The 19,946-nt window shown below is 36.3% G+C and carries 19 protein-coding genes and 1 pseudogene; 10 read left to right on the plus strand and 10 right to left on the minus strand.

Annotated elements, in window-relative coordinates; all coding sequences use genetic code 11:
- Position 1: 1 nt before the first annotated feature.
- From Q5W13_RS00305 to Q5W13_RS00320, 4 genes are all read right to left on the minus strand, one after another.
- Entirely contained in the window at positions 2–1,039 is a 1,038-nt protein-coding gene (locus Q5W13_RS00305) for a SusC/RagA family TonB-linked outer membrane protein (protein ID WP_304444937.1), read from the minus strand.
- Positions 1,040–1,148: 109 nt separating this feature from the next.
- A complete protein-coding gene (locus tag Q5W13_RS00310; protein ID WP_304444938.1) occupies positions 1,149–2,936 on the minus strand; it encodes a SusC/RagA family TonB-linked outer membrane protein in 1,788 nt (595 codons plus the stop codon).
- A 5-nt stretch (positions 2,937–2,941) separates the two neighbouring features.
- Entirely contained in the window at positions 2,942–3,088 is a 147-nt protein-coding gene (locus Q5W13_RS00315; RefSeq protein ID WP_304444939.1) for a hypothetical protein, read from the minus strand.
- Positions 3,089–4,033: 945 nt separating this feature from the next.
- Entirely contained in the window at positions 4,034–5,557 is a 1,524-nt protein-coding gene (locus Q5W13_RS00320; RefSeq protein WP_304444940.1) for an alpha-L-fucosidase, read from the minus strand.
- A gap of 429 nt (positions 5,558–5,986) precedes the next feature.
- On the opposite strand from Q5W13_RS00320, the gene Q5W13_RS00325 reads away from it, so the two are divergent.
- The 3 genes from Q5W13_RS00325 to Q5W13_RS00335 all read left to right on the plus strand — a co-directional run bounded on the left by Q5W13_RS00325 (position 5,987) and on the right by Q5W13_RS00335 (position 8,588).
- Entirely contained in the window at positions 5,987–6,898 is a 912-nt protein-coding gene (locus Q5W13_RS00325; protein WP_304444941.1) for a tetratricopeptide repeat protein, read from the plus strand.
- Positions 6,899–6,926: 28 nt separating this feature from the next.
- Positions 6,927–7,592, plus strand: coding sequence for a helix-turn-helix transcriptional regulator (locus tag Q5W13_RS00330; protein ID WP_304444942.1), 666 nt, complete (start codon positions 6,927–6,929; stop codon positions 7,590–7,592).
- A gap of 369 nt (positions 7,593–7,961) precedes the next feature.
- Positions 7,962–8,588 carry a phospholipase A gene (locus tag Q5W13_RS00335; protein ID WP_304446580.1) on the plus strand — a complete coding sequence of 209 codons (627 nt, stop codon included), beginning with the start codon at positions 7,962–7,964 and terminating at the stop codon, positions 8,586–8,588.
- A 63-nt stretch (positions 8,589–8,651) separates the two neighbouring features.
- On the opposite strand, the gene Q5W13_RS00340 is transcribed toward Q5W13_RS00335, so the two are convergent.
- From Q5W13_RS00340 to Q5W13_RS00360, 5 genes are all read right to left on the minus strand, one after another.
- Positions 8,652–9,101 (minus strand): ferritin-like domain-containing protein, encoded by a 450-nt coding sequence (locus tag Q5W13_RS00340; RefSeq protein ID WP_304444943.1) that lies wholly within the window; start codon positions 9,099–9,101, stop codon positions 8,652–8,654.
- Positions 9,102–9,221: 120 nt separating this feature from the next.
- Positions 9,222–9,443 (minus strand): hypothetical protein, encoded by a 222-nt coding sequence (locus Q5W13_RS00345; RefSeq protein WP_155597032.1) that lies wholly within the window; start codon positions 9,441–9,443, stop codon positions 9,222–9,224.
- Positions 9,444–9,805: 362 nt separating this feature from the next.
- Positions 9,806–10,327, minus strand: coding sequence for a DUF421 domain-containing protein (locus Q5W13_RS00350; RefSeq protein ID WP_304444944.1), 522 nt, complete (start codon positions 10,325–10,327; stop codon positions 9,806–9,808).
- Between the two features lie 63 nt (positions 10,328–10,390).
- Complete coding sequence (locus tag Q5W13_RS00355) at positions 10,391–10,795, minus strand: VOC family protein (protein ID WP_155597034.1); 405 nt, start codon at positions 10,793–10,795, stop codon at positions 10,391–10,393.
- 171 nt (positions 10,796–10,966) lie between these two features.
- On the minus strand, positions 10,967–11,821 hold the full coding sequence (locus Q5W13_RS00360; RefSeq protein ID WP_304444945.1) for an SDR family oxidoreductase: 855 nt from the start codon (positions 11,819–11,821) through the stop codon (positions 10,967–10,969).
- Positions 11,822–12,106: 285 nt separating this feature from the next.
- Between Q5W13_RS00360 and Q5W13_RS00365 the strand changes: the two genes are divergently transcribed.
- The 3 genes and pseudogenes from Q5W13_RS00365 to Q5W13_RS00375 all read left to right on the plus strand — a co-directional run bounded on the left by Q5W13_RS00365 (position 12,107) and on the right by Q5W13_RS00375 (position 15,105).
- Entirely contained in the window at positions 12,107–12,520 is a 414-nt protein-coding gene (locus Q5W13_RS00365) for a hypothetical protein (protein ID WP_304444946.1), read from the plus strand.
- Positions 12,521–12,595: 75 nt separating this feature from the next.
- Positions 12,596–14,737, plus strand: a pseudogene (locus Q5W13_RS00370) (catalase).
- Positions 14,738–14,814: 77 nt separating this feature from the next.
- Positions 14,815–15,105, plus strand: a complete 291-nt coding sequence (locus Q5W13_RS00375; protein ID WP_304444947.1) for a hypothetical protein — start codon at positions 14,815–14,817, stop codon at positions 15,103–15,105.
- A gap of 83 nt (positions 15,106–15,188) precedes the next feature.
- Here the strand turns inward: Q5W13_RS00375 and Q5W13_RS00380 are convergent, their stop codons facing one another.
- A complete protein-coding gene (locus Q5W13_RS00380) occupies positions 15,189–16,013 on the minus strand; it encodes a DUF3891 family protein (RefSeq protein WP_304444948.1) in 825 nt (274 codons plus the stop codon).
- 632 nt (positions 16,014–16,645) lie between these two features.
- Between Q5W13_RS00380 and Q5W13_RS00385 the strand changes: the two genes are divergently transcribed.
- The 4 genes from Q5W13_RS00385 to Q5W13_RS00400 are packed head-to-tail and all read left to right on the plus strand — an operon-like array spanning position 16,646 to position 19,922.
- Complete coding sequence (locus Q5W13_RS00385) at positions 16,646–17,383, plus strand: substrate-binding domain-containing protein (RefSeq protein ID WP_304444949.1); 738 nt, start codon at positions 16,646–16,648, stop codon at positions 17,381–17,383.
- A 14-nt stretch (positions 17,384–17,397) separates the two neighbouring features.
- Positions 17,398–17,712 (plus strand): substrate-binding domain-containing protein, encoded by a 315-nt coding sequence (locus tag Q5W13_RS00390; protein WP_368662592.1) that lies wholly within the window; start codon positions 17,398–17,400, stop codon positions 17,710–17,712.
- A gap of 39 nt (positions 17,713–17,751) precedes the next feature.
- A complete protein-coding gene (locus Q5W13_RS00395) occupies positions 17,752–19,500 on the plus strand; it encodes a vanadium-dependent haloperoxidase (protein WP_304444950.1) in 1,749 nt (582 codons plus the stop codon).
- The gene (locus tag Q5W13_RS00400) at positions 19,434–19,922 is read left to right on the plus strand and encodes a T9SS type A sorting domain-containing protein (RefSeq protein WP_304444951.1); all 489 of its coding nucleotides are present in this window, start codon (positions 19,434–19,436) and stop codon (positions 19,920–19,922) included. Before Q5W13_RS00395 ends, Q5W13_RS00400 begins: the two co-directional genes overlap by 67 nt.
- Positions 19,923–19,946: the final 24 nt, after the last annotated feature.

The following is a 19,946-nucleotide window of genomic DNA, read 5'->3' on the forward strand; positions in this document are numbered from 1 at the left end:
ATTAAAATTCAATTTGAAGTCCGGTTCGTATTTGGGAGCTTACCGGATAAGTTCCCTTATCGATTCCTCGTGTACTTAGGCCGTTATTACCTACTTCTGGATCATACCCATCATATTTGGTAATCGTTAACGGGTTCTGTGCGGCAACGTATATTCTGAATTTTGTTATGCCTAGTTTTTCGGTATAATCTCTAGGAATTGTATATCCTAAAGAAATATTACGCAACCTTACAAAAGTGCCATCATCCAACCAGTAATCTGTTTGGCCTCTATAGTTGTTGTGGGTTGCATTTCTATTTACTGGAATATCCGAAGTGCTATTTTGCGGTGTCCATTGGTATACCAAATCTTGGTGGTTCCCTACTTTATAAGCCAAGGCTTTGTTCCCGTTTATGATTTCGGCACCGAATGAACCATACCATTGCATTGAGAAATCTAATGCTTTGTAATTGGCTGAAAAGTTAAAGCCCATTTCAAATTCTGGAGTACCACTACCCATATACTGACGGTCACCAATTCCAATCGTTCCGTCTTTATCAAAATCTACATATTTTAAGTCTCCTATTTTGGCATCTGGAACAATCGCTTGGTAGGTAGCCAATTCTTCCTCGGTTTTAATAGTACCGGCAGTCTCCACCAAAAAGAAAGCTCCACCTTCATAGCCTTCTGCCAAAGCGGTAACCAAATCTTGATCATTGTCATGCCCAGAGATACTACTGTCATCAAAATATATGATTTTGTTGCTACCACTCATTTTGGTTATGATATTATCATTTCTGGTGTAAGTAAGTCCAGCGTTCCATGATACTTTACCTGCATGCTGATAATTCATGGCAAATTCAACACCCTTGTTGGTCATATCTCCAACATTCAAAACTACTTCAGCATTATTCCCTCCTCCCGCGGTTGGAGGTAACAAAACAGGGAACAACATATCCTGTTTCTTGGTTTCGTAAATATCTCCTGAAAGTGTCAGTTTATTATCGAAAAGGCCCATATCAAAACCTGCGTTTAACGATACCGATGTTTCCCAACGCACTTTAGGGTTAGCAAATCCGGTTTGAGTAGCTCCTAAAATTAAATTTTGATTGGTTGCAGCGCCAAGAACATAATCATTATCCAGTGTAATTGTGGGCGTATAAGAATAATCAGCAATACTTATTACCAGTGGTACCTCTACTACCTCTTAATTTGAGCGAAGACACTGTATTCTTTAAAGGATTCCAGAACTTTTCGTCAGAAACATTCCAACCTGCAGAGACAGAAGGAAATACACCCCATGGCTCTTCTTTAAAACGAGAAGACCCATCTCTTCTAACAGCTGCACTCAAAAGATACTTGCCTTTATAATTGTACTGAAGTCTGGCCAACATACCAATTAAAGTACTTTCGCGATCTTGAGTCCATTGATTGTTTCCTGATCCTACATTTGGATCAGATGTTGCCCCGTTAAGAACTACTACATCATTAGAAGCTAAATCACTTTTCTCTGCAAAAAACTCGGAATAGTTATACTTCTCCGAAGAATACACCCCTGTGAAATTTATATTATGATCCCCAAAGCTTTTTTGATAGTTCAATATATTCTCCCAAGTAAACTTCTTTGCTAGCGAGCTCATATTTCTGACCTTTGAGCGTTGTGAAGTCACCTCCGTTCCGTCATCTCTATATGCTGTGAATTTTGGATTTATGGTGATTCTTGTTCCATTATCATAGCTTGTTGCAATTCTTGAAGTAAACTTTAGATTATCTGTAAAGCTATAAGTTAAACTCAAGTTGCCATCAAAATAATTGTTCTCTTGATTATCCTCTTGCAAAAACCTGTATCCCAAATAAGATAGGTTGGTAGCTCCGTTACCATCAGGCCCTGCATTATCTAAAACACTAGAACCAGGGTCTATGTTTGGACTGTAAGCTGTATATTTTATAGCATCACCAAGTAAACCCCATGGTGCATGTTCCCTGTTCTCTACCCTAAAAGATAAACCTGTTGTAATATTCCATTTTCCTTTTACGAATTGGGTGTTAGCCCTAACATTAAAGCGATCATATCCAGATTTAATAATAACCCCCTCTTGGTCAAAATAGTTACCCGTTACGTTATAAGTTAAACCATCTTTACCTCCAGAAAGAGAAAGGCTATGGTTTTGAATTGGTGCCATGTCATTTTGAACAAGTTGTACCAAATCCGTATTATTCGTAAGGAAGTGAGGACTTCGCTCTATTGTAGTCCATGTGTTACCATAACTACTATTGTTTAATGCAGAACCTTGTAAAAATTGGACATACAACTTATCCTCTACATTAAGTAATGGAGTTGCAGAAGTAATAGTCTGCAGACCATAATAGCTGTCTACGGCTATTTTCATCTGGCCTTCCTTTCCCTTCTTTGTAGTAATTAAGATTACACCTGCAGCACCTCTAGTACCGTAGATAGCAGCAGAAGCACCATCCTTTAATACATCTATAGTTTCAATTTCATTGATACTCAATTTTGGATCTCCATCAAAAGGGATACCATCTACTACATACAATGGCCTATTGGCCCCATTAATAGACGTAAGTCCACGAATCATTACATTAGCTTCAGAACCAGGAGCCCCTGAACTTGCTGTAACATTTACCCCAGCAATCTGGCCTTGTAAAGCGGCACCAATATCTGATGTTGATGTTTTTAATAATTCTTCTGATTTTACCTGAGCTACCGCTCCTGTTAGCTCTTTCTTCTTTTGAGCACCATAGCCTATTACTACAACTTCCTCTAGTGCAGAAACATCTTCTTGGAGTGTAACATCTATGGTCTGCTTACCACCAACGGCCACTTCTTTAGATTTAAAGCCAATATAGGTGAATACCAAAACGGCATTAGATTCCGCATTAATTGTGTACAAACCGTCAAAATCGGTAACTGCTCCGATGTTGGTTCCTTTAACCACAACGCTTACGCCTTAAGCAATGGGGCATCATCTGCCAATACCGTTCCACTAACGCTTTGAGATTGTGCGGCCATTGTACTTAGACAAAAGACCAAGAACAATCCCATTTGGAAAGTGTGGGATTTAAAATGAAAAATGTGTTTGAAATTCATATAGTTTCTTGTTAAAATTTAAAAAAGACACGATTAAAAAAAGTAGGTCTAACCTTATTTTAAAAGTTGAATTCAAATTCAAGTAATGTTTGATTTTCTTAAATATTAAAACCAAGACAAACGATTCCCTCCATACCTTGTTATAGTCTGACATTTTTAAGAGGTCATTCTAGAATTTGTATGGCTTTACTTGTTTGTCAAGACTTCTATTTTATATTCTGTTTTGAGTTTGAGAAAATTGATTACTTGTGCTAATTGAAATCAACATTATGCCCGTTGATTTAGTTTAGGAATACATGTTGAGAAACACCTTTGAAAAAATAGGAGGTGCATTGTTGGGATAGAAGTGATTTTTTCTTTTCATAAATAGAGTTGGTTTAAAGTGAGTAAAGGTTAATTATTGAATTATCAATTAAGAGTTAAAAAATTTACACATACTCGTTAATTGATGTCCAAAATAGAGATATTGTTAATTTCACCCTAAAAAAAGCGCTTGACAAAAACTTGACAGAATCAATTTTTATGTCAAGTTCACCTCCCTAAACCCTTATAAGTATTGATTTTACAAATCGTGTAAAAAAAACAGAACACTACAAATGACACCAATTCTAAAGTGTTAAAATTTGGGTGTTTCATTACTTAAAAAGTGGTAATAAGACGTAAAAATAGGTGCAAAAAACAAGCTCTTAGCCCTTACAGTATTTGAAAAAAGCCAAATTTTACTCATTAAAAAAGCTATCTCATTCTATGAACAAGATAGCTTCCCAAAATAGGGTTAAGAGTAAATTTATGGAGTATAACAAATGGTTTTGTAGTAGAAGATATGGTTTAGATAAAATATCAGAACTCATTACCTATCTGGCTTAACACTTTCCATCGTATAATTCTCAAACAAGACTAAGAAGACTTATTTATTCCCCCTCTAATAAATTATATCTCTTTGTTTTACAAATTAATCTTAAAGACAAAGGCATGTTTAGCCACTGGGTTCTTTGGTAAACTTATATGCAGACCATCAGATTTTTTAACAAACTCTAATTTCTTAGAAGTCCCCAGCAACTCAATAGATTTAATTTCCTTTTTAAGTAAACCACGTTTAGTACCTAATGTTCTTATTACGGTCTCTCCAGATTCAGGCCAATCTAATTGTATGGCATATAAAGCATCACCTTTAGCTGTAAATCGGATATCATCTGATGTATTATCAGGGTTCTTACGCTCACTTAAATGACCTTCGGTTACTTTAGCAGAACCCTCACCATATACCTCCCAAGGTCTAGTACCGTAAATAGCTTCTCCATTTTGACGCAACCACTCCCCTATTTCTAATAAGCGTTCTTGTACGGGAGCTGGTATTTCTCCATTTGCTTTAGGCGTAATATTTAACAACAGACAACCATTTTTACTTACTACGTCTACCAAAAAATCTATAATACGGTTTGTGCTCTTATAGTCGGGATTACTAATGTCACTCCATGCTTTCCAGTCAATAGAATCATCCGTTAACCACGGGAAATCTTTCATTTCGCTCATTCTAGCACGCTCCACGTCCAATACCGCGGTGCCTTTTGCAAAATCATAAAACTTATACGTAGCCACTACGTCTTGATTATTTTTCACCCCATGATTATAATAATAGGATAGAAATTCTTTTCGGTAAGCCTCATCAATAACATCTACCTTATTGTCAAACCATACAAGATCAGGATTATAATTATCAACGATTTCTTTTAACCTACCTAGCCATTCTTCGTTGAATTTTTTATCACCAACGGGATAGTACCGCTCAGAACCTTCATCAATTTCTTTAGTACTGTAGGGATATTGAAAATCTCCTTTTTTTAATTTTGGACCGTATAAATCACCATACTGCGGGTCGGCCGCATCTGTAGATTCGTCCCATGTAGGAAACCAACCAAAGAGCCATTGACGGTGGTAGGTAGCTATGAATTTCATGTCTCGTTTTCTAATCTCTTTTGACAGTTCTCCCATGATATCCCGTTTAGGGCCCATATTTTTAGAGTTCCAACGGGTAAGTTTACTATCCCACATAGCAAAGCCGTCTGCATGTTCGGAAACCGGACCGGCAAATTTGGCACCGGCCTTTTCAAAGAGATCGGCCCATTCTGCAGCATCAAATTTTTCAGCTTTAAACATGGGTATGAAATCTTTATAACCAAACTCGTTTAACGGCCCATAAGTTTTAACATGATGCTCGTAAAAACGTTTGCCTTGCTTGTGTTCTGGGTTGTTGGGAGATGTGTACATCCAGTGTGAATACCATTCATTCTCATAAGCTGGAACTGAGTACGGACCCCAATGACAATAAATACCGAATTTTGCATCCTGAAACCATTCTGGAGTTTCGTGATTTCTTAAAGACTGCCAATCAGCCTTATATTTTTTTTCTTGTGCAGTAACAGAATTTACTGCAATCATCCAAACAAATACCAAAAACAATGTTCTCATAATTCTAAAATTTTCATCAACATAAATTACAACCCAATGTATGCTTTCAACTTTTTAAATTAGAACTCATAGTGTGCTTTTAATACCACAAATGTCTTCATTATGGAGTGTTGAGTTTATGTACAGTTCTATTTAACGGTAAAAATTAGCCTCATTCAATATTTCGCTTGTATTTTTCATAAGAAGCATGAAATGCAAAACAACTCTATTATACGTGTCCTTATAGTTCTAAATACTTCTTTTAATAAACTCTATAGTAAACAGGCTACCTAGATTATTTTGATAAATAGAAGAAAATGGTTACACTTGGTGTTACCCATTCTTTATATCTTAAACTTTTATAATATACTTACCCAGCAAAATTTTGTTTATTATCCAAGTTAAGTCCAGTTAAAAAGTTTGAGTTAAATATTTTATTCAAAAGAGCTAATGCGCTATTATATTCTCATAAGTTTTCTAATTATTCTTGGCTTAGAACTCAAGGCCCAGGATTCTTCCATTCCTTTAAATATCTCCATTAAAAATACGGATACACTTGCTCCTCAACAAACAATTAGCAGCATAGATTCTTTAAAATCTGTAGTTAGTGCTAATCTAGTTAAAGGAGATACCTTAAAATCTGTATGGACACTAATGAAGTTAATGGATGCTTATAGCCACCAAGCCAATTATGCCCAAGCCTATGAGACTATATGGTCTGCACTAACCTTAATGGACAACTCTAAAAATAAAGTAGTCAAATCTCACATTTACAGAAGATTAGGCGCCATGTACAGTTTTAACAAAAGAAAAAAAGAAGCCCTTAAATATCTGCAAATGTCTCTAGATATTATGAAGGAGGCCGTAGATAAAGGCACGATGCCCAAAGCTGCATTGGCTAATAATTATTATACATTTAGCTACACCTATAGGGGTTTAGACGAACCCGAAATGGCAAAAAAGTACCTAGATAGTAGCCTGACCTATTATGGGGATATACCTGATAAAATAGCCCTACCCTTTTTGAAATTTGAAAAATCCTATGTTTTAAGGGAGGAGCAAAAATATGAGGAAGCCATGCAGACCCTTGCAGAAATAGAACCCTGGTTTGAACAGAACACACCTTCCTATCTGGTGCTAGTTTATGCGTATTGGGCCGTTCTTCATAAGAGGCAAGGTAATGTTGACAAGACTATTGAGTATTACAAGAAGGCTATTTCAATTTCAGATAAGTACCAGAGCCATATAGATTTTACTCCTTTTATTTACGAAAAGCTCTCTGAAGACTATAAACGCTTAGGAAATTATAAAGAAGCTCCAAAGCTTGGACAAGGCAAAAACCTTGAATGCAAAATTCTTTGACGGAAGAAGCCAAAATAATATTCCTCTCATGGAAATTAAAAACGAATACCGTCTTGAAAAGGAGCGGCAACAGGAAGTAATACGCCAACAACGTATGGAAAAGTTAGAGCAACAAGATAAAATTTTGTTGCTACAGCGTATTATCCTAGGTACTAGCCTCGTTTTCGTAGTTGTAATAGGTTTTGTCTACGTAAAGCACATTCGGTCTAAACACAAAGCGGAGAAACGATTGATGCAAAAGACAAAAGCGCTTGAAATGGAACAGGCAAACGAACTTCTCGAGACCAAAAACAAAGAATTAGCTGCATCAACACTTCAGTTGGTTGAAAAAGATGAGTTCCTGAAAAGGTTAAAAACTGAATTAAGAGGAGAAGATGGCACTATTAAGGTATCCGAAATCAATAGGGTTTTAAAATCTATTTCTGTTGGAAACGCAAACAATTGGGAAGAGTTTAAACTACGATTTACAGATGTGAATAAGAATTTCTACGAAAAACTTAATAACACCTACCCTAATCTAAGCCAAACAGACCAAAAAATATGTGCTTTAATTAAACTGAATCTCAGCAGTAAAGACATGGCCCGGCTATTAGGTATCTCTACAAAATCTGTTCATACTACCAGACATCGTTTACGTAAAAAAATGGGACTGCAGCGAAGCGATAATTTAGAGGAATTAATTTCTGCCTTATAGCCCGTTACGTAAGGTTTTAACTACCTGATTAAGAGGTGCTACCCACTTTTATCTATTAAACCAAAATTTTATTCTATCACATTAAAAATAGCCGTTGTGAAAGGTTATTTTTGAACCTTCTTTTTATCCAACCTAAAAGAACCGTTATATGAAAATTAAAATCTCTATATGGATTTTATTGGGGCTACAATTATTTGTTTTAGACCTAAATGCACAAGCACTTACCCGAGAAGAAGTTCGTGACACTATGCAAGTAATCTCAGGTTTTCCATTCATAATGATAATTATTTCATTACTGGAGTTCCCACCAATAAGAGTATAAATAGTTCTACTGCCGACGCCAAATACCAAATTAGTTTTAAGCAGATTATAAGCCGTAACACTTTACCTTGGGACACTTACGCTTTCCTGACTTACAGCCAAAAATCTTTTTGGGACATCTATAAAGATTCGTATCCTTTTGATGAAATTAATTTTAACCCAACTATAGGTGTTGAAAAAGCTTTTTACGATTCTGAAGATAGAATAAATGGGTGGGGTTCATTGGTGTTTGAACATGAATCCAATGGACGTGACAGTATCTATTCTAGAAGTTGGAACCGGTTAAGTGCACAATATTCTAGACTTTTAGGTCCCAAAACGATGTTACATATTAGAGGGTGGATTCCTTTTGGATACAAATCCGGTAATCCAGACCTCATAGATTATGTGGGTTTAGGAGAAATAAAGCTGTCTCATGATATTATTCTAGACAAGCTAATATTTGAAGTAAAGGTTAGAAAGGGATTAAGCAATGACGCCAAAGGTATGATACGAACTAGGTTACATTACAGCCCTTTTAAACATCCCTCTAACCAGTATTTTATGATTGAATGGTTTGCCGGGCATGCGGAGAACCTTATTGATTACGAACAATACAGAAGTATGATACGCGTAGGGTATGTAATAAAGAGTAACGAATTTGGCATCTTAAAGCGGAACAGGAAGAATCTTTAATTTGTAGTTTTAAGCATAAAAAAAGCCCCTTTTCAGGGGCTTTTTCATTACACTATTATTTTACTATCTAACGTCTTCCAACGTTTTAATGGTCTTTAAATCATCCATTAACCAATCTCGTTGTTTACGGATAACTGAAGCCGCTTCTAACGGTAAATGAGTATCTGCCAATACCTCGTTATATTCCTCTATAGCGGCGTTATCTCCCCGTATAGCTTCTTCTAACATGGCTTCATCATTATCGCCGGCAAAGAAGGTTTTAACATCCATCCATGCTCTGTGCATTGCTCCGGTAACACTACCATCTACTTCATCTCTTGTTTTTAACGCTGGTACGGCTGCTTTTAGTGCTACAAGAAAATTTCTCCTCTCAATAGATTTGGTTTGAAAATAACTTTTAAGACCAATCTCTGTTGCATTCTCCGTTGCCTTCTCATAACCTTTTATGGCGTCTTCGTTCTTTTGTATAATATCATTTATACTGTCTTCAATTTCTTTTATATCGCTATTCATATCATTTTTATTTTGCGGTAACTTAGATGCCTACCGTTTGACATATATTAAAATTACTACTAAACCTTGCTTCCGGTTGATTCGAAAAAATTTCATTTGAACGCTATACAACTTGCTTCTTTAAGCAACGCTTTTAACGTTGCTCAGTTTTACAATACAGATATAATCTTCATTCTGAAGTGTACATTCGCCCAATCTTCTCATTTGGGCTTCCGTAGCTATGTATTCAAAAAAATCATCATTAATTAAACTTCCTGCGCTATTTAAATCAGAAATATTAGCGAAAAGAGTTTCTCGTGTATTCTTAGAAATAATGGTGTACTTATAATTAAAATCGTTCATGGTGCTTTTATTTAATTAGACATCACCTGCCTTATTACAGGTACTAACTAGTTCAATTTAGGGTACTCAAATACTACTTATTTTCAAGAGGACTAACTACAATCCTAATGGCAATAAAACGGAATGGTTGGTGTATTGGTTTGAATAAATTTCAATATGGAATCCGGCACTTATGAAGTAAGGGGACATTGCCCTCTTTGTATTCCTTTTATTATTGAAATCTGATATCAAAAATAAAGTGAAGTAAGATTGTTAATGAACTTTTTTAATTGAAAAATGAACTCGATAAATAGTAAAGAAAAGCACCCTGAATTTTATTTCAGGGTGCTTTTCTTTTAATGAATTATCAAAAGTTACAAGGGTTATGAACGCATAACATCTTCCAACATAAAGTCTTCTATAGGGCGGTCGTGCTGTTTATGTAGAACTGAAATATCTCCGGTAGTTTCAAAAATAACCGCTTTTACCTCAGATAACTCAGTAACATTGGCTTCACGTAATTTGGCCCTTAAATCTGATTTTGCTACCCTACCCTTCTTCAAATTTTCTTCCAAAATGGTTTCACCATCCATTAGTAATAATGGTTTATTATCCATCAAATCTTTAATGGTATCATTTCTTCTGGCCAATGCAGCTCCCATCTGTAAAAGATAGACCGCTACAATGCCAATAATACCATCCGTAAGACTTACGGTTTTAGATAAAATGGTAGTAGCTAAAATGGAACCTACGGCAACTGTCATAGCAAAATCAAAACTGGACATTTTTGAAAAACTACGTTTACCACAAATGCGCGTCATGACTATTACGGTAATATAAATACCTAATGCTGTTAGACAGATAGCAAATAATGCATCCCAAGAAAATACGAACCACTTTTCCATAATATTATAATTACTAATGGCCATTCTAAAATGGCAGGTTAAAATTTAAGCTGACACTACTTCTTAGTTAAGGTCGCAATTTATCATCCAGTTAATGCCGTACCGATCTGTGAAACGACCAAAAAGAGCATTCCATTCCCGTTCCCTTAATTCATGGTGAATACGACCTCCTGAGGATAATTTCTCATACAGTTCCTTAGCTTCGTTCTTATCATTCAGATCTATGCTCAAATGAATTTTTGTGCCCTCCGTAAGTGGTGTATCTGGCGCTGCATCATAGGCCATAAAATGTACACCCTTACCTTTTAGTTCTGCATGTTGCAATCGATCACGATAAGATGCCGGTACATCTATTTTCTTATCTGCGTACGTTTGTCTGTTCTTAATTTCTGCGCCTAACGAATCTGCATAAAAGTTGAGTGCTTCTTGACAATTTCCATCAAAGGCTAAATATGCTTGTGTTTTCATTCTATTGAATTTTAAAGTTTACACTAAACTACTATCAGAACTTTAATGTGATCGATTACATCGATAATAACCTTGACACAAAAGAAAATTCCTTTGCTTCTTATAGCTTAAAACCAAAAAAGGGTATTCATCATCCATGGAATACCCTTATTAAGTTGAATAGGTACCATTCTATCCTCCTACTACCTCTCCTCCATTAATATGTAATATCTGCCCGGTCATATAAGTGCTATCTTCAGATGCTAGATATACATATGCTGGTGCAACTTCAGATGGTTGGCCGCATCTTCCTAATGGTGTATCTTCTCCAAAATCTTCAATATTATCCATAGTTGCAGGAATTAATGGAGTCCATATGGGACCCGGAGCTACACCGTTTACCAAAATCTTTTTTGCTGCCAATTGAGACGATAAGGCACGTGTAAAGGATGTGATTGCACCTTTGGTAGAAGAATAATCTACTAGCTCCTTGTGCCCTCTATAGCCTGTAATTGACGTAGTATTTATAATTCTAGCACCTTCCTTTAGATGTGGAAACACCTGTTGGGTAAGGTAAATCATGGCAAGAATATTAGTATTAAAGGTTTCCTTTAGTTGCTCTATAGAAATATTGGTAAAATCTTTCTGAGTGTACTGAGTAGCTGCATTATTTACTAATATATCTATACCCCCGTATGTATTCATTACCTGCTGTACCAGATGATTACAAAAATCATAGTCTTTAAGGTCTCCTGCCATGGTTAAACATTGTGCTCCCTCCTTTTCTACCATGCGTTTTGTTTCCTCGGCATCTTCGGTTTCATTTAGATACACAATAGCTACATTGGCTCCTTCTCTGGCAAAATGCACAGCCACTGCTCGTCCTATTCCACTATCACCTCCAGTAATCACCGCTATTTTACCTTTTAATTTATTACTGCCTCTGTAGGTAGCTTTGATAGTTTCTGGCTTAGTTTTCATATTGGCCTGAAGACCCGGTCTTCCTAAATTTTCTTTTCCTTTTTCAATCGTTGCTGTTTCTGACATAGCTAAATATTTTAATAGGTTCTTATTGAATGCTAAAAGAATACTTTCTATAAATAGCGAAGTATTCCCTCTTAAATTCATTGACTAAATTACTAGAGAGATATCAAAAGAATGTTCTGCATAAATCGAAAAATTGACCCTTTTCCTAGGCGAACAATTTTCTTTACAGTATTGGTGAGTACTTAAAAACAGAATAATCAATTGAATTAACATTCATTTTTTTACAGCCAAAATTTTTAGTCTTACGTCGGTACATTTATACTATTAGAACTCAAACTGAATAGTATGGAATGTCTTCATCAACTTTTAAAAGTCTATGTAATAAGTGAATTACAATATACCTATGATGCACTACGAGCTAGCTCTCCACTAAAAAAAACTTTTATGGAACAGCGCGCTATAGAAAGATCGGATTTTGTTTTAGACATCTGGCGTACCGTCACGAGGAACAATGGCAAAGGAACTTTAACAGACCTCTATAATCTGCACAGACAGTTATACGGAGAGGACTACCTTCATACACACAGCCCTTTACCTATTAATATGAGTGTCCTAGACAGGAAAGCTCTTGAAATCTGTAATTGTATGCTACTACTAGATATTCCTGACGCCTTAAGATTTTTGCTTACAGAACAAGTTCGTCAGATAGAATCTAGCCTTCTTGGTTTAGTTTACATCCAGAGTTTAACAGAAAATTAAAGTGCTTCAAGTCCCCTCCTCATTAATTAACTAAATGTTGAAAACCTAAAGACAGCTATTTTAAAAACATCACATATGGAATCGAAAAAAACTTCTAAAAAAGTAGTTACTGCTAAAGACAAACAACTAGAAAATCATACCGTAGATTATACTGATAAGCCTATGACCACCCGTCAAGGTTTAAAAGTTAACGATACAAATAACTCTTTAAAAGCAGGCCCCCGCGGAGCCACTTTGCTAGAAGATTTTCTACTACGAGAAAAAATACACAATTTTGACCATGAGCGTATTCCAGAGCGCATAGTTCATGCCCGAGGCAGTGGAGCCCATGGCTATTTTGAGTTATATGAAAGTATTGAGGAATATTCAAAAGCAGGCATATTTACGGATACCTCTAGAAAAACCCCTGTTTTTGCTAGGTTCTCTACCGTAGCGGGCTCTAAAGGTTCTACAGATTTGGCGCGAGACGTAAGAGGTTTTGCTGTAAAATTTTATACTGATGAAGGTACATGGGATTTGGTAGGAAACAACATGCCTATTTTCTTTATCCAAGATGCCATGAAATTTCCAGATTTAATTCACTCGGTTAAACCTGAACCACATCAGGAAATACCCCAAGCTGCATCTGCCCATGATACGTTTTACGACTTTGTTTCCCTTACCCCAGAAACGCTACACAATCACATTTGGGTAATGAGCGACAGAGCTATTCCTCGCAGCCTTCGTATGATGGAAGGCTTTGGTATTCATACTTTCCGACTTATAAATAACGAAGGAAAGGCACATTTTGTAAAATTTCATTGGAAACCTAAATTGGGTGTACACTCCGTTACTTGGGACGAGGCCGTAAAAATTAGCGGTGCAGACTCAGATTTTCATAGAAGAGATTTATGGAACGCCATTGAAGCCGGAAACTATCCTGAATGGGAATTAGGATTACAAATCGTACCCGAAGAAGACGAGCATAAATATGATTTTGACCTTTTAGACCCCACTAAACTTATACCTGAAGAAATGGTACCCGTAAAAATTGTGGGTAAAATGGTTCTTAATCGAAATCCAGAAAACTTTTTTGCCGAAACGGAACAAGTGGCTTTTATGCCGGGAAGTATTGTCTATAATTGATTTTACTAACGATCCTTTATTACAAGGTAGATTATTTTCTTACAGAGATACTCAACTTTCTAGATTAGGCTCTCATAATTTTCATCAAATACCAATTAACAAACCTGTTGGTGAAGCACGAAACAACCAAAGGGACGGTCATATGCAAACTGAAATTCCTAAAGGAAGAACTGCTTATTTCCCCAATTCTATTAGTGGAGGTTGCCCCTATTTGTCAACCGTTGCAGAAGGTGGTTTTGAATCGTATCAAGAACGTATTGATGCTAAGAAAATAAGAACCAGAAGTGCAAGTTTTAATGACCATTATTCTCAGCCGGCATTGTTCTACAGAAGTCTTTCTGACTGGGAAAAAGAACACGTAATGAGTGCTTATTCATTTGAATTAGGCAAATGTGAGTTTAAACATATTAAAGAGCGCATGCTTTATTTAATAGGACAAATTGATACTGACTTAGCGGACAAAGTAGCGGCAAATTTAGGCATGAAGGTACCATCCACGATACAAGAACCCGTTAACCAAGCTATTGGTGCAGATGCAAATGTGGAGGAACAACAGCCTAGTAAGAAAAAAATATATTTAGATAAATCTCCAAAACTGAGCCAAGCGAATACAAATTTTGATCTCATAGAAACAAGACAGATTGCCGTTTTAGTTGCAGATGGTTTTCATATGAAAGACTTTAAGACAATGGCAGATGCTTTAAAAAAAGAAAGGTGCTGTTATTAAACTTATAGCCCCACATGGAGGATTCGTAACTTGTGATGAGGGCATGGAGCATAAAGTAGATGCTGCTATCATGACCACAGAGAGTGTACTATTTGATGCTGTATTCATACCAGGGGGGTAAGAAATCTGTAGATGCACTAGCATCTCAATCTAAATTTATAAAATTCATTAACGAAACTTATAAGCATTGTAAAGCTATTGCGGTTACAGATGAAGGCAAACAGGTCTTGGATAAAAGCGAAATAGAAGATTTTGAGAATGATGCCGCTCTCTTTATCAATGGCACACCAGAGGATTTTATTGGAGCCATAGCAAAACATAGAAATTGGGACAGAAGAGAAAAGGCAGAGAAAATTCCTGCCTAATTGAAAATTAAAATAATTATTATGGAAAATAAATATGCAAAACACGAAACTAATTATATAAACAGTTATGAAAACCTGTGGGGTATACAGATTCTTACAGGTTTGTCAATAACCAATTGCGGAGTACAAAAACAGATACAAATTATACTCCCAAGGAAATAACCATAATTAAAGAGCATAGGTACGAAGGGATGAGTAATCCATCTGACATGTCCATGCTATACGTTATTGAAACGACTGATGGTGGTAAAGGAACTTTACTTACAGGGTACGGCCCTAGTGCTAACACAGAATTGTATGAGTTCTTAGATAAAATTCCAGAAGAGAATATAAAGGATGAAAACGTATTACCTCCAGACGCCGAATAAAAAACACGGTCTTACTATTTAAAAATAATCCCGACAAATTCTTTTGTCGGGATTATTTTTTTTTTAAGATTTCATTCAACCAGCTATTCACGAGAAACCGTCCAAGATTTTATTTTAATAGGTGCTTTAGCCAAAAATGCATCAAACTCATCTTCGTCTTTAAATTTAATTTCTGATAGCAGCCGGCATTCTAGAGTCAAATCAAAAGATTGGTCTTTAAAGGGCCAAGGTTTTACAATTAGATTCCCGTTATCGGACTCGGATATAAAATACTTTTTGTTATCTATAGATGTATTTATCTCTAGTTCTCTACCCAACTGCGGTACTTGGTTTTGACATAAAATAAGAGATAACCTATCAGCAAAAATCATAATTTTATAAAGTTCGGAAACTCTATCCGGTTCTACTTTGTACCGCTCGCAAACCTCTGCCCTAAAACGTTTTAAATCATTTAAGAACCTACTAAATTCAGCATGATTCTTAGCGGTGTCCTCATACAAGAATTGAAGGTGATGGGATAGAATTAAAGCAGACCAACTAGACTTGTTATTCACCTTTTCAAAAACCGCTTTAGCATGCTCAAATGATTTGGCTACTGGAATAGTATTTAAAGTAAAATCCATTGGCATTCCCGTTTTGGAAATACACTTTTTAGCTTTATGAGATATCTGTTCGTCATCATGTTCAATTATAGCAGTCATAGTTTCTAACCAATGATTTACAAAGAGTTTATCTTTTATATTATCAGCTATTTTACCTGCCAATAGCCCATGGGCCGGATGTGAAATTACCTCCAGTCCATCGTGTAAAAAATTTATTAGCATACTACATAAGATTAAGCGGTGACTATTAATGGTATTTACACCATTATAAAAATAATGCTCCACGCAGTATAGTATTAATTTCATTCCTATATAGTTTAGCCCAAATGCATTTACAAGGTTTTTAGTGGTTTGTTTGAGGTAAAATTTCAACCAATAGCGAGCCCCCTATTTTCATAGGCTATATAATTTTATTGAAAAAATAAAAACGATGAATATCTCAACAACTTCCAAATCATTAAAATCTGAAAAAAGTATAGTAAAAACGTATTTCAAACAATTAAATAAACAGATAACAGAGTTGCGAAAGACTTTTGAAAGCAACTTTCCCAAATATCCCTCAAGGAAATTTGAAGCTGTTCGTGAATTTAATATTAAGCTCGTTCAAACGAAATTGAAATTAAACAACATCCCTCTATCTGAAACCACAGAAAAATCAAAAATACAAGAGCGTCTTAATCGTATATCCATTGAAATTCAAAAATTGAATAAAACGAATCATAATCTTATTAACTGAATAGGAGATTTAAGAATGCCCTATCTCCCCAATTATAGAACGATATCATCTAGAACATTAGATAACCGTGTGCGAACACAAAATAGGACGCTGTGCTTTTATAAGATTAGAATTTTACCTATATTTGACTTACAAATAATTCGGCTACAACAAATTAAGACTAGTTATTTTTAAGTCGATTACTACACTATAAACTACTTTATTGAAAACGATTAAAGATATTGCCGAAGAAGCCAAGGTTTCTACAGGCACGGTAGACAGGGTAATTCATAAACGTCCTGGAGTATCTCCTAAGACTAGGGAAAAAGTTCAGAAATTACTTGATAAGTACGATTTTGAAAGGAACATTCTCGCAAGTACATTAGCCTTCAAGAAAAAGTACAGAATTGCTACTTTAATTCCATCCGTCATATCTAAAAATCATTTTTGGCATGGACCACATTTAGGAATGAAATCCGCCGCAAAAGAAATACAAAAATACGGTGTAGAAACACATAAGTTTTTCTTTGATCAATACGATTTGAAATCGTACGAACAGGCGCTAGATAAAATTCTAGATTTGAAACCAAACGGAATTGTATTTGCCCCTTTCTTTTACAATACCTCATTAGCATTCGTAGAGAAATTAAAAGAAAAAGAAATACCCTGTGTATTTATAAATATTGATTTAGACACTCCTGATAAGCTGACGTACATTGGTCAAAATGCGCTACAAAGTGGTTACCTGTGTGGCAAAATGATGAATTTGGTTACGAAGCCCGAAGAATCTGTGGCTATATTAACCTCTCAAAAAAATGTGGGTAGACATTTGGCCATAGAGACTAGAATAAAAGGCTTTCTAGATTACTTTTCTGACCATAGCAGTGATAAGCAAATCAAAAAAATAATCATTGATGATTTTGATACGGAAATGATTGAAAAAGCACTTTCCAGGAATTAGAAAGTGATAAACAGATTTCCGGTATTTTCGTGCCATCAAGCGCTATTTTCATGATTGCCAGCTTTCTTGAGAGCAGAGGTCTGAATACTATTAGGACCATTGGCTATGATACCCATATAGATAATCTTGAATACATTAGAAAAGGATCTATAGATTTCGCTATAGACCAAAACCCTTTTGAGCAAGGGTATATGGGACTAAAAATACTCACAGAATATCTCCTTTTAAACAAAACACCGAAACCTAAATACAATTCGGCCATAAATATAGTTACCAAAGAAAATGTGGACTATTTTGATGTTGCAGATACTATTGAGTACGCCGTTTAGATGAGATTACTGAGTAGCATTTTACGCAGAGAGTACCCCATGAAAAAACTACTACTATTACTTCTTTTCTGTGCCGTATGCACGGCTAATGCGCAACAATCCGTTGCCAGACAGTGGAATGAGGTATTACTAGACGCCATACGTTCTGATTATGCCAGACCAACGGTACATGCTCGTAATCTGTACCACAGTTCCGTAGTAATGTATGACGCTTGGGCACTATTTGATGATAGCGCACAAACCGTCTTTCTTGGACAGACTTATGGCAATTATGATTGTAATTTTAATGGAATTCTACAGCCAGAAAATTTAGATACTGCTCGCCATGAAATCATGAGCTATGCCCTATATAGGCTATTAATACACCGTTTTTCTACCTCTCCCGGGGCGACTGAAACCCTAAATAATGTACAAGACTTATTTCTGTCCTTCGGATACGACCCCTTATTTATATCTACAGATTACAGTACAGGTTCTTATGCCGCTTTAGGAAACTATTTAGGCAATGAAATGATTGCTTTTGGCAACCAAGATGGTTCCAATGAAGATTTAGAATATGGTAACCAACTTTACAGACCTAGCAACCCTCCCTTGGTCCTATCAGAATACCAAGATATTACGGATATAGATCCAAACCATTGGCAGCCACTATCATTTGACCTTTTTATAGACCAATCTGGAAATTCAGTGCCCGTTGCCATTCCAGATTTTCTAGGCCCTGAATGGGGAGCGGTTGTTCCTTTTGCTTTAGAAGAGGCTAACCTACAAATTAAGAACAACGGTTTTGACTCGCATTTGTATTTTGACACCCAAGCACCTCCTCTAATAGAAAATTCTATGACTGATGGGCTTAGCGATCCGTATAAGTGGAATTTTACTTTAGTAGCCGCATGGTCAGCACATTTAGACCCAGAAGACCCTACAGTAATAGATATTTCACCAGCCGCTTTGGGTAATGTTGATATAGAAACCTACCCTACTTCATTTGAAGCGTACAAAACTTTCTACAATCTTATAGATGGAGGAGGCACTGGTAAAGGTTGGGACCTCAACCCATACACAGACCAGCCATACGAGTCTCAACTTGTAAAACGTTCGGACTATACAAGAGTCCTTGCGGAGTTCTGGGCAGATGGGCCCGATTCTGAAACTCCGCCCGGACATTGGTTTACCATCTTAAATTATGTGAGCGACCATCCTTTGGTTGAGAAAAAAATTAAGGGAGAAGGTTTTACCATGACCAATTTAGAATGGGACGTAAAATCTTATTTAGCCCTTGGTGGAGCCATGCATGACGCGGCTATTTCTACTTGGGGCATTAAGGGTTATTATGATTATGTCAGACCTATTTCGGCCATTAGGTATATGGCCAGCAAAGGGCAAAGTAGCAATTCTGAATTACCCAGTTTTGACCCACACGGTATTCCTCTAATCCCTGATTTAATTGAAATTATTGATGAAAATGATCCATTGGCAGGACCTGCGGGAGAATTTGTTGGAGAAATCAAGATTAAGGCATGGCGCGGTCCAGATTTTATAAACGACCCAGAAAATGATGTTGCCGGAGTTGGATGGATATTAGGAACGCATTGGTGGCCCTATCAACGTGGTACTTTCGTTACCCCTCCTTTTGCAGGTTATATTTCTGGCCATTCCACCTTTTCTAGGGCTGCTGCAGAAGTTATGACACTACTGACCGGAGATGCTTTTTTTATGGAGGGATGGGAACCTTTGACATTAAAGCAAATGAATTTCTGGTATTTGAAGATGGCCCTTCCGAAGACTTAACCCTGCAATGGGCAACCTATAGAGATGCTTCTGATCAAACTAGCCTTTCCAGAATTTGGGGTGGAATTCACCCTCCTATAGACGACATTCCTGGACGATTAATGGGTGATGAAATAGGAAAGCAAGCCTTCGCTAAAGCGGAGCTTCTTTTTGGGGTTAAAACATATTCCGAGGATGGTGACGATAACGCTGTGCTTTTTCCGATACCTTTTCAACAGGAAATGAACCTAGCTACTGATTTCACGGGGGAATGTACTGTGCAGCTTTATAGTTTAAACGGTGAATTAGCTTTTTCTGAAAACATCAATTTCAACGAAAAATCTAAAATAGAAACCCCTACCCTTTCTTCAGGGATGTATATTTTAACTATAAAAAATAGCGATGGAACTACTGTCCACCGTCAAAAAGTAATCAGGCAATAAGTATTGACACTTATTCTTTCATCA

The organism is Zobellia laminariae (assembly GCF_030553095.1).
In the GTDB taxonomy this organism is placed as follows: domain Bacteria; phylum Bacteroidota; class Bacteroidia; order Flavobacteriales; family Flavobacteriaceae; genus Zobellia; species Zobellia laminariae.

Coding starts and splice junctions, on each gene's coding strand:
- Q5W13_RS00330 (WP_304444942.1), top strand. CDS start 6,927: ATGGAAATTAAAAACGAATACCGTCTTGAAAAGGAGCGGCAACAGGAA.
- Q5W13_RS00360 (WP_304444945.1), bottom strand. CDS start 11,821: ATGTCAGAAACAGCAACGATTGAAAAAGGAAAAGAAAATTTAGGAAGA.
- Q5W13_RS00395 (WP_304444950.1), top strand. CDS start 17,752: ATGAAAAAACTACTACTATTACTTCTTTTCTGTGCCGTATGCACGGCT.
- Q5W13_RS00345 (WP_155597032.1), bottom strand. CDS start 9,443: ATGAACGATTTTAATTATAAGTACACCATTATTTCTAAGAATACACGA.
- Q5W13_RS00340 (WP_304444943.1), bottom strand. CDS start 9,101: ATGAATAGCGATATAAAAGAAATTGAAGACAGTATAAATGATATTATA.
- Q5W13_RS00400 (WP_304444951.1), top strand. CDS start 19,434: ATGGGAACCTTTGACATTAAAGCAAATGAATTTCTGGTATTTGAAGAT.
- Q5W13_RS00315 (WP_304444939.1), bottom strand. CDS start 3,088: ATGAATTTCAAACACATTTTTCATTTTAAATCCCACACTTTCCAAATG.
- Q5W13_RS00365 (WP_304444946.1), top strand. CDS start 12,107: ATGGAATGTCTTCATCAACTTTTAAAAGTCTATGTAATAAGTGAATTA.
- Q5W13_RS00380 (WP_304444948.1), bottom strand. CDS start 16,013: ATGAAATTAATACTATACTGCGTGGAGCATTATTTTTATAATGGTGTA.
- Q5W13_RS00320 (WP_304444940.1), bottom strand. CDS start 5,557: ATGAGAACATTGTTTTTGGTATTTGTTTGGATGATTGCAGTAAATTCT.
- Q5W13_RS00355 (WP_155597034.1), bottom strand. CDS start 10,795: ATGAAAACACAAGCATATTTAGCCTTTGATGGAAATTGTCAAGAAGCA.
- Q5W13_RS00350 (WP_304444944.1), bottom strand. CDS start 10,327: ATGGAAAAGTGGTTCGTATTTTCTTGGGATGCATTATTTGCTATCTGT.
- Q5W13_RS00325 (WP_304444941.1), top strand. CDS start 5,987: ATGCGCTATTATATTCTCATAAGTTTTCTAATTATTCTTGGCTTAGAA.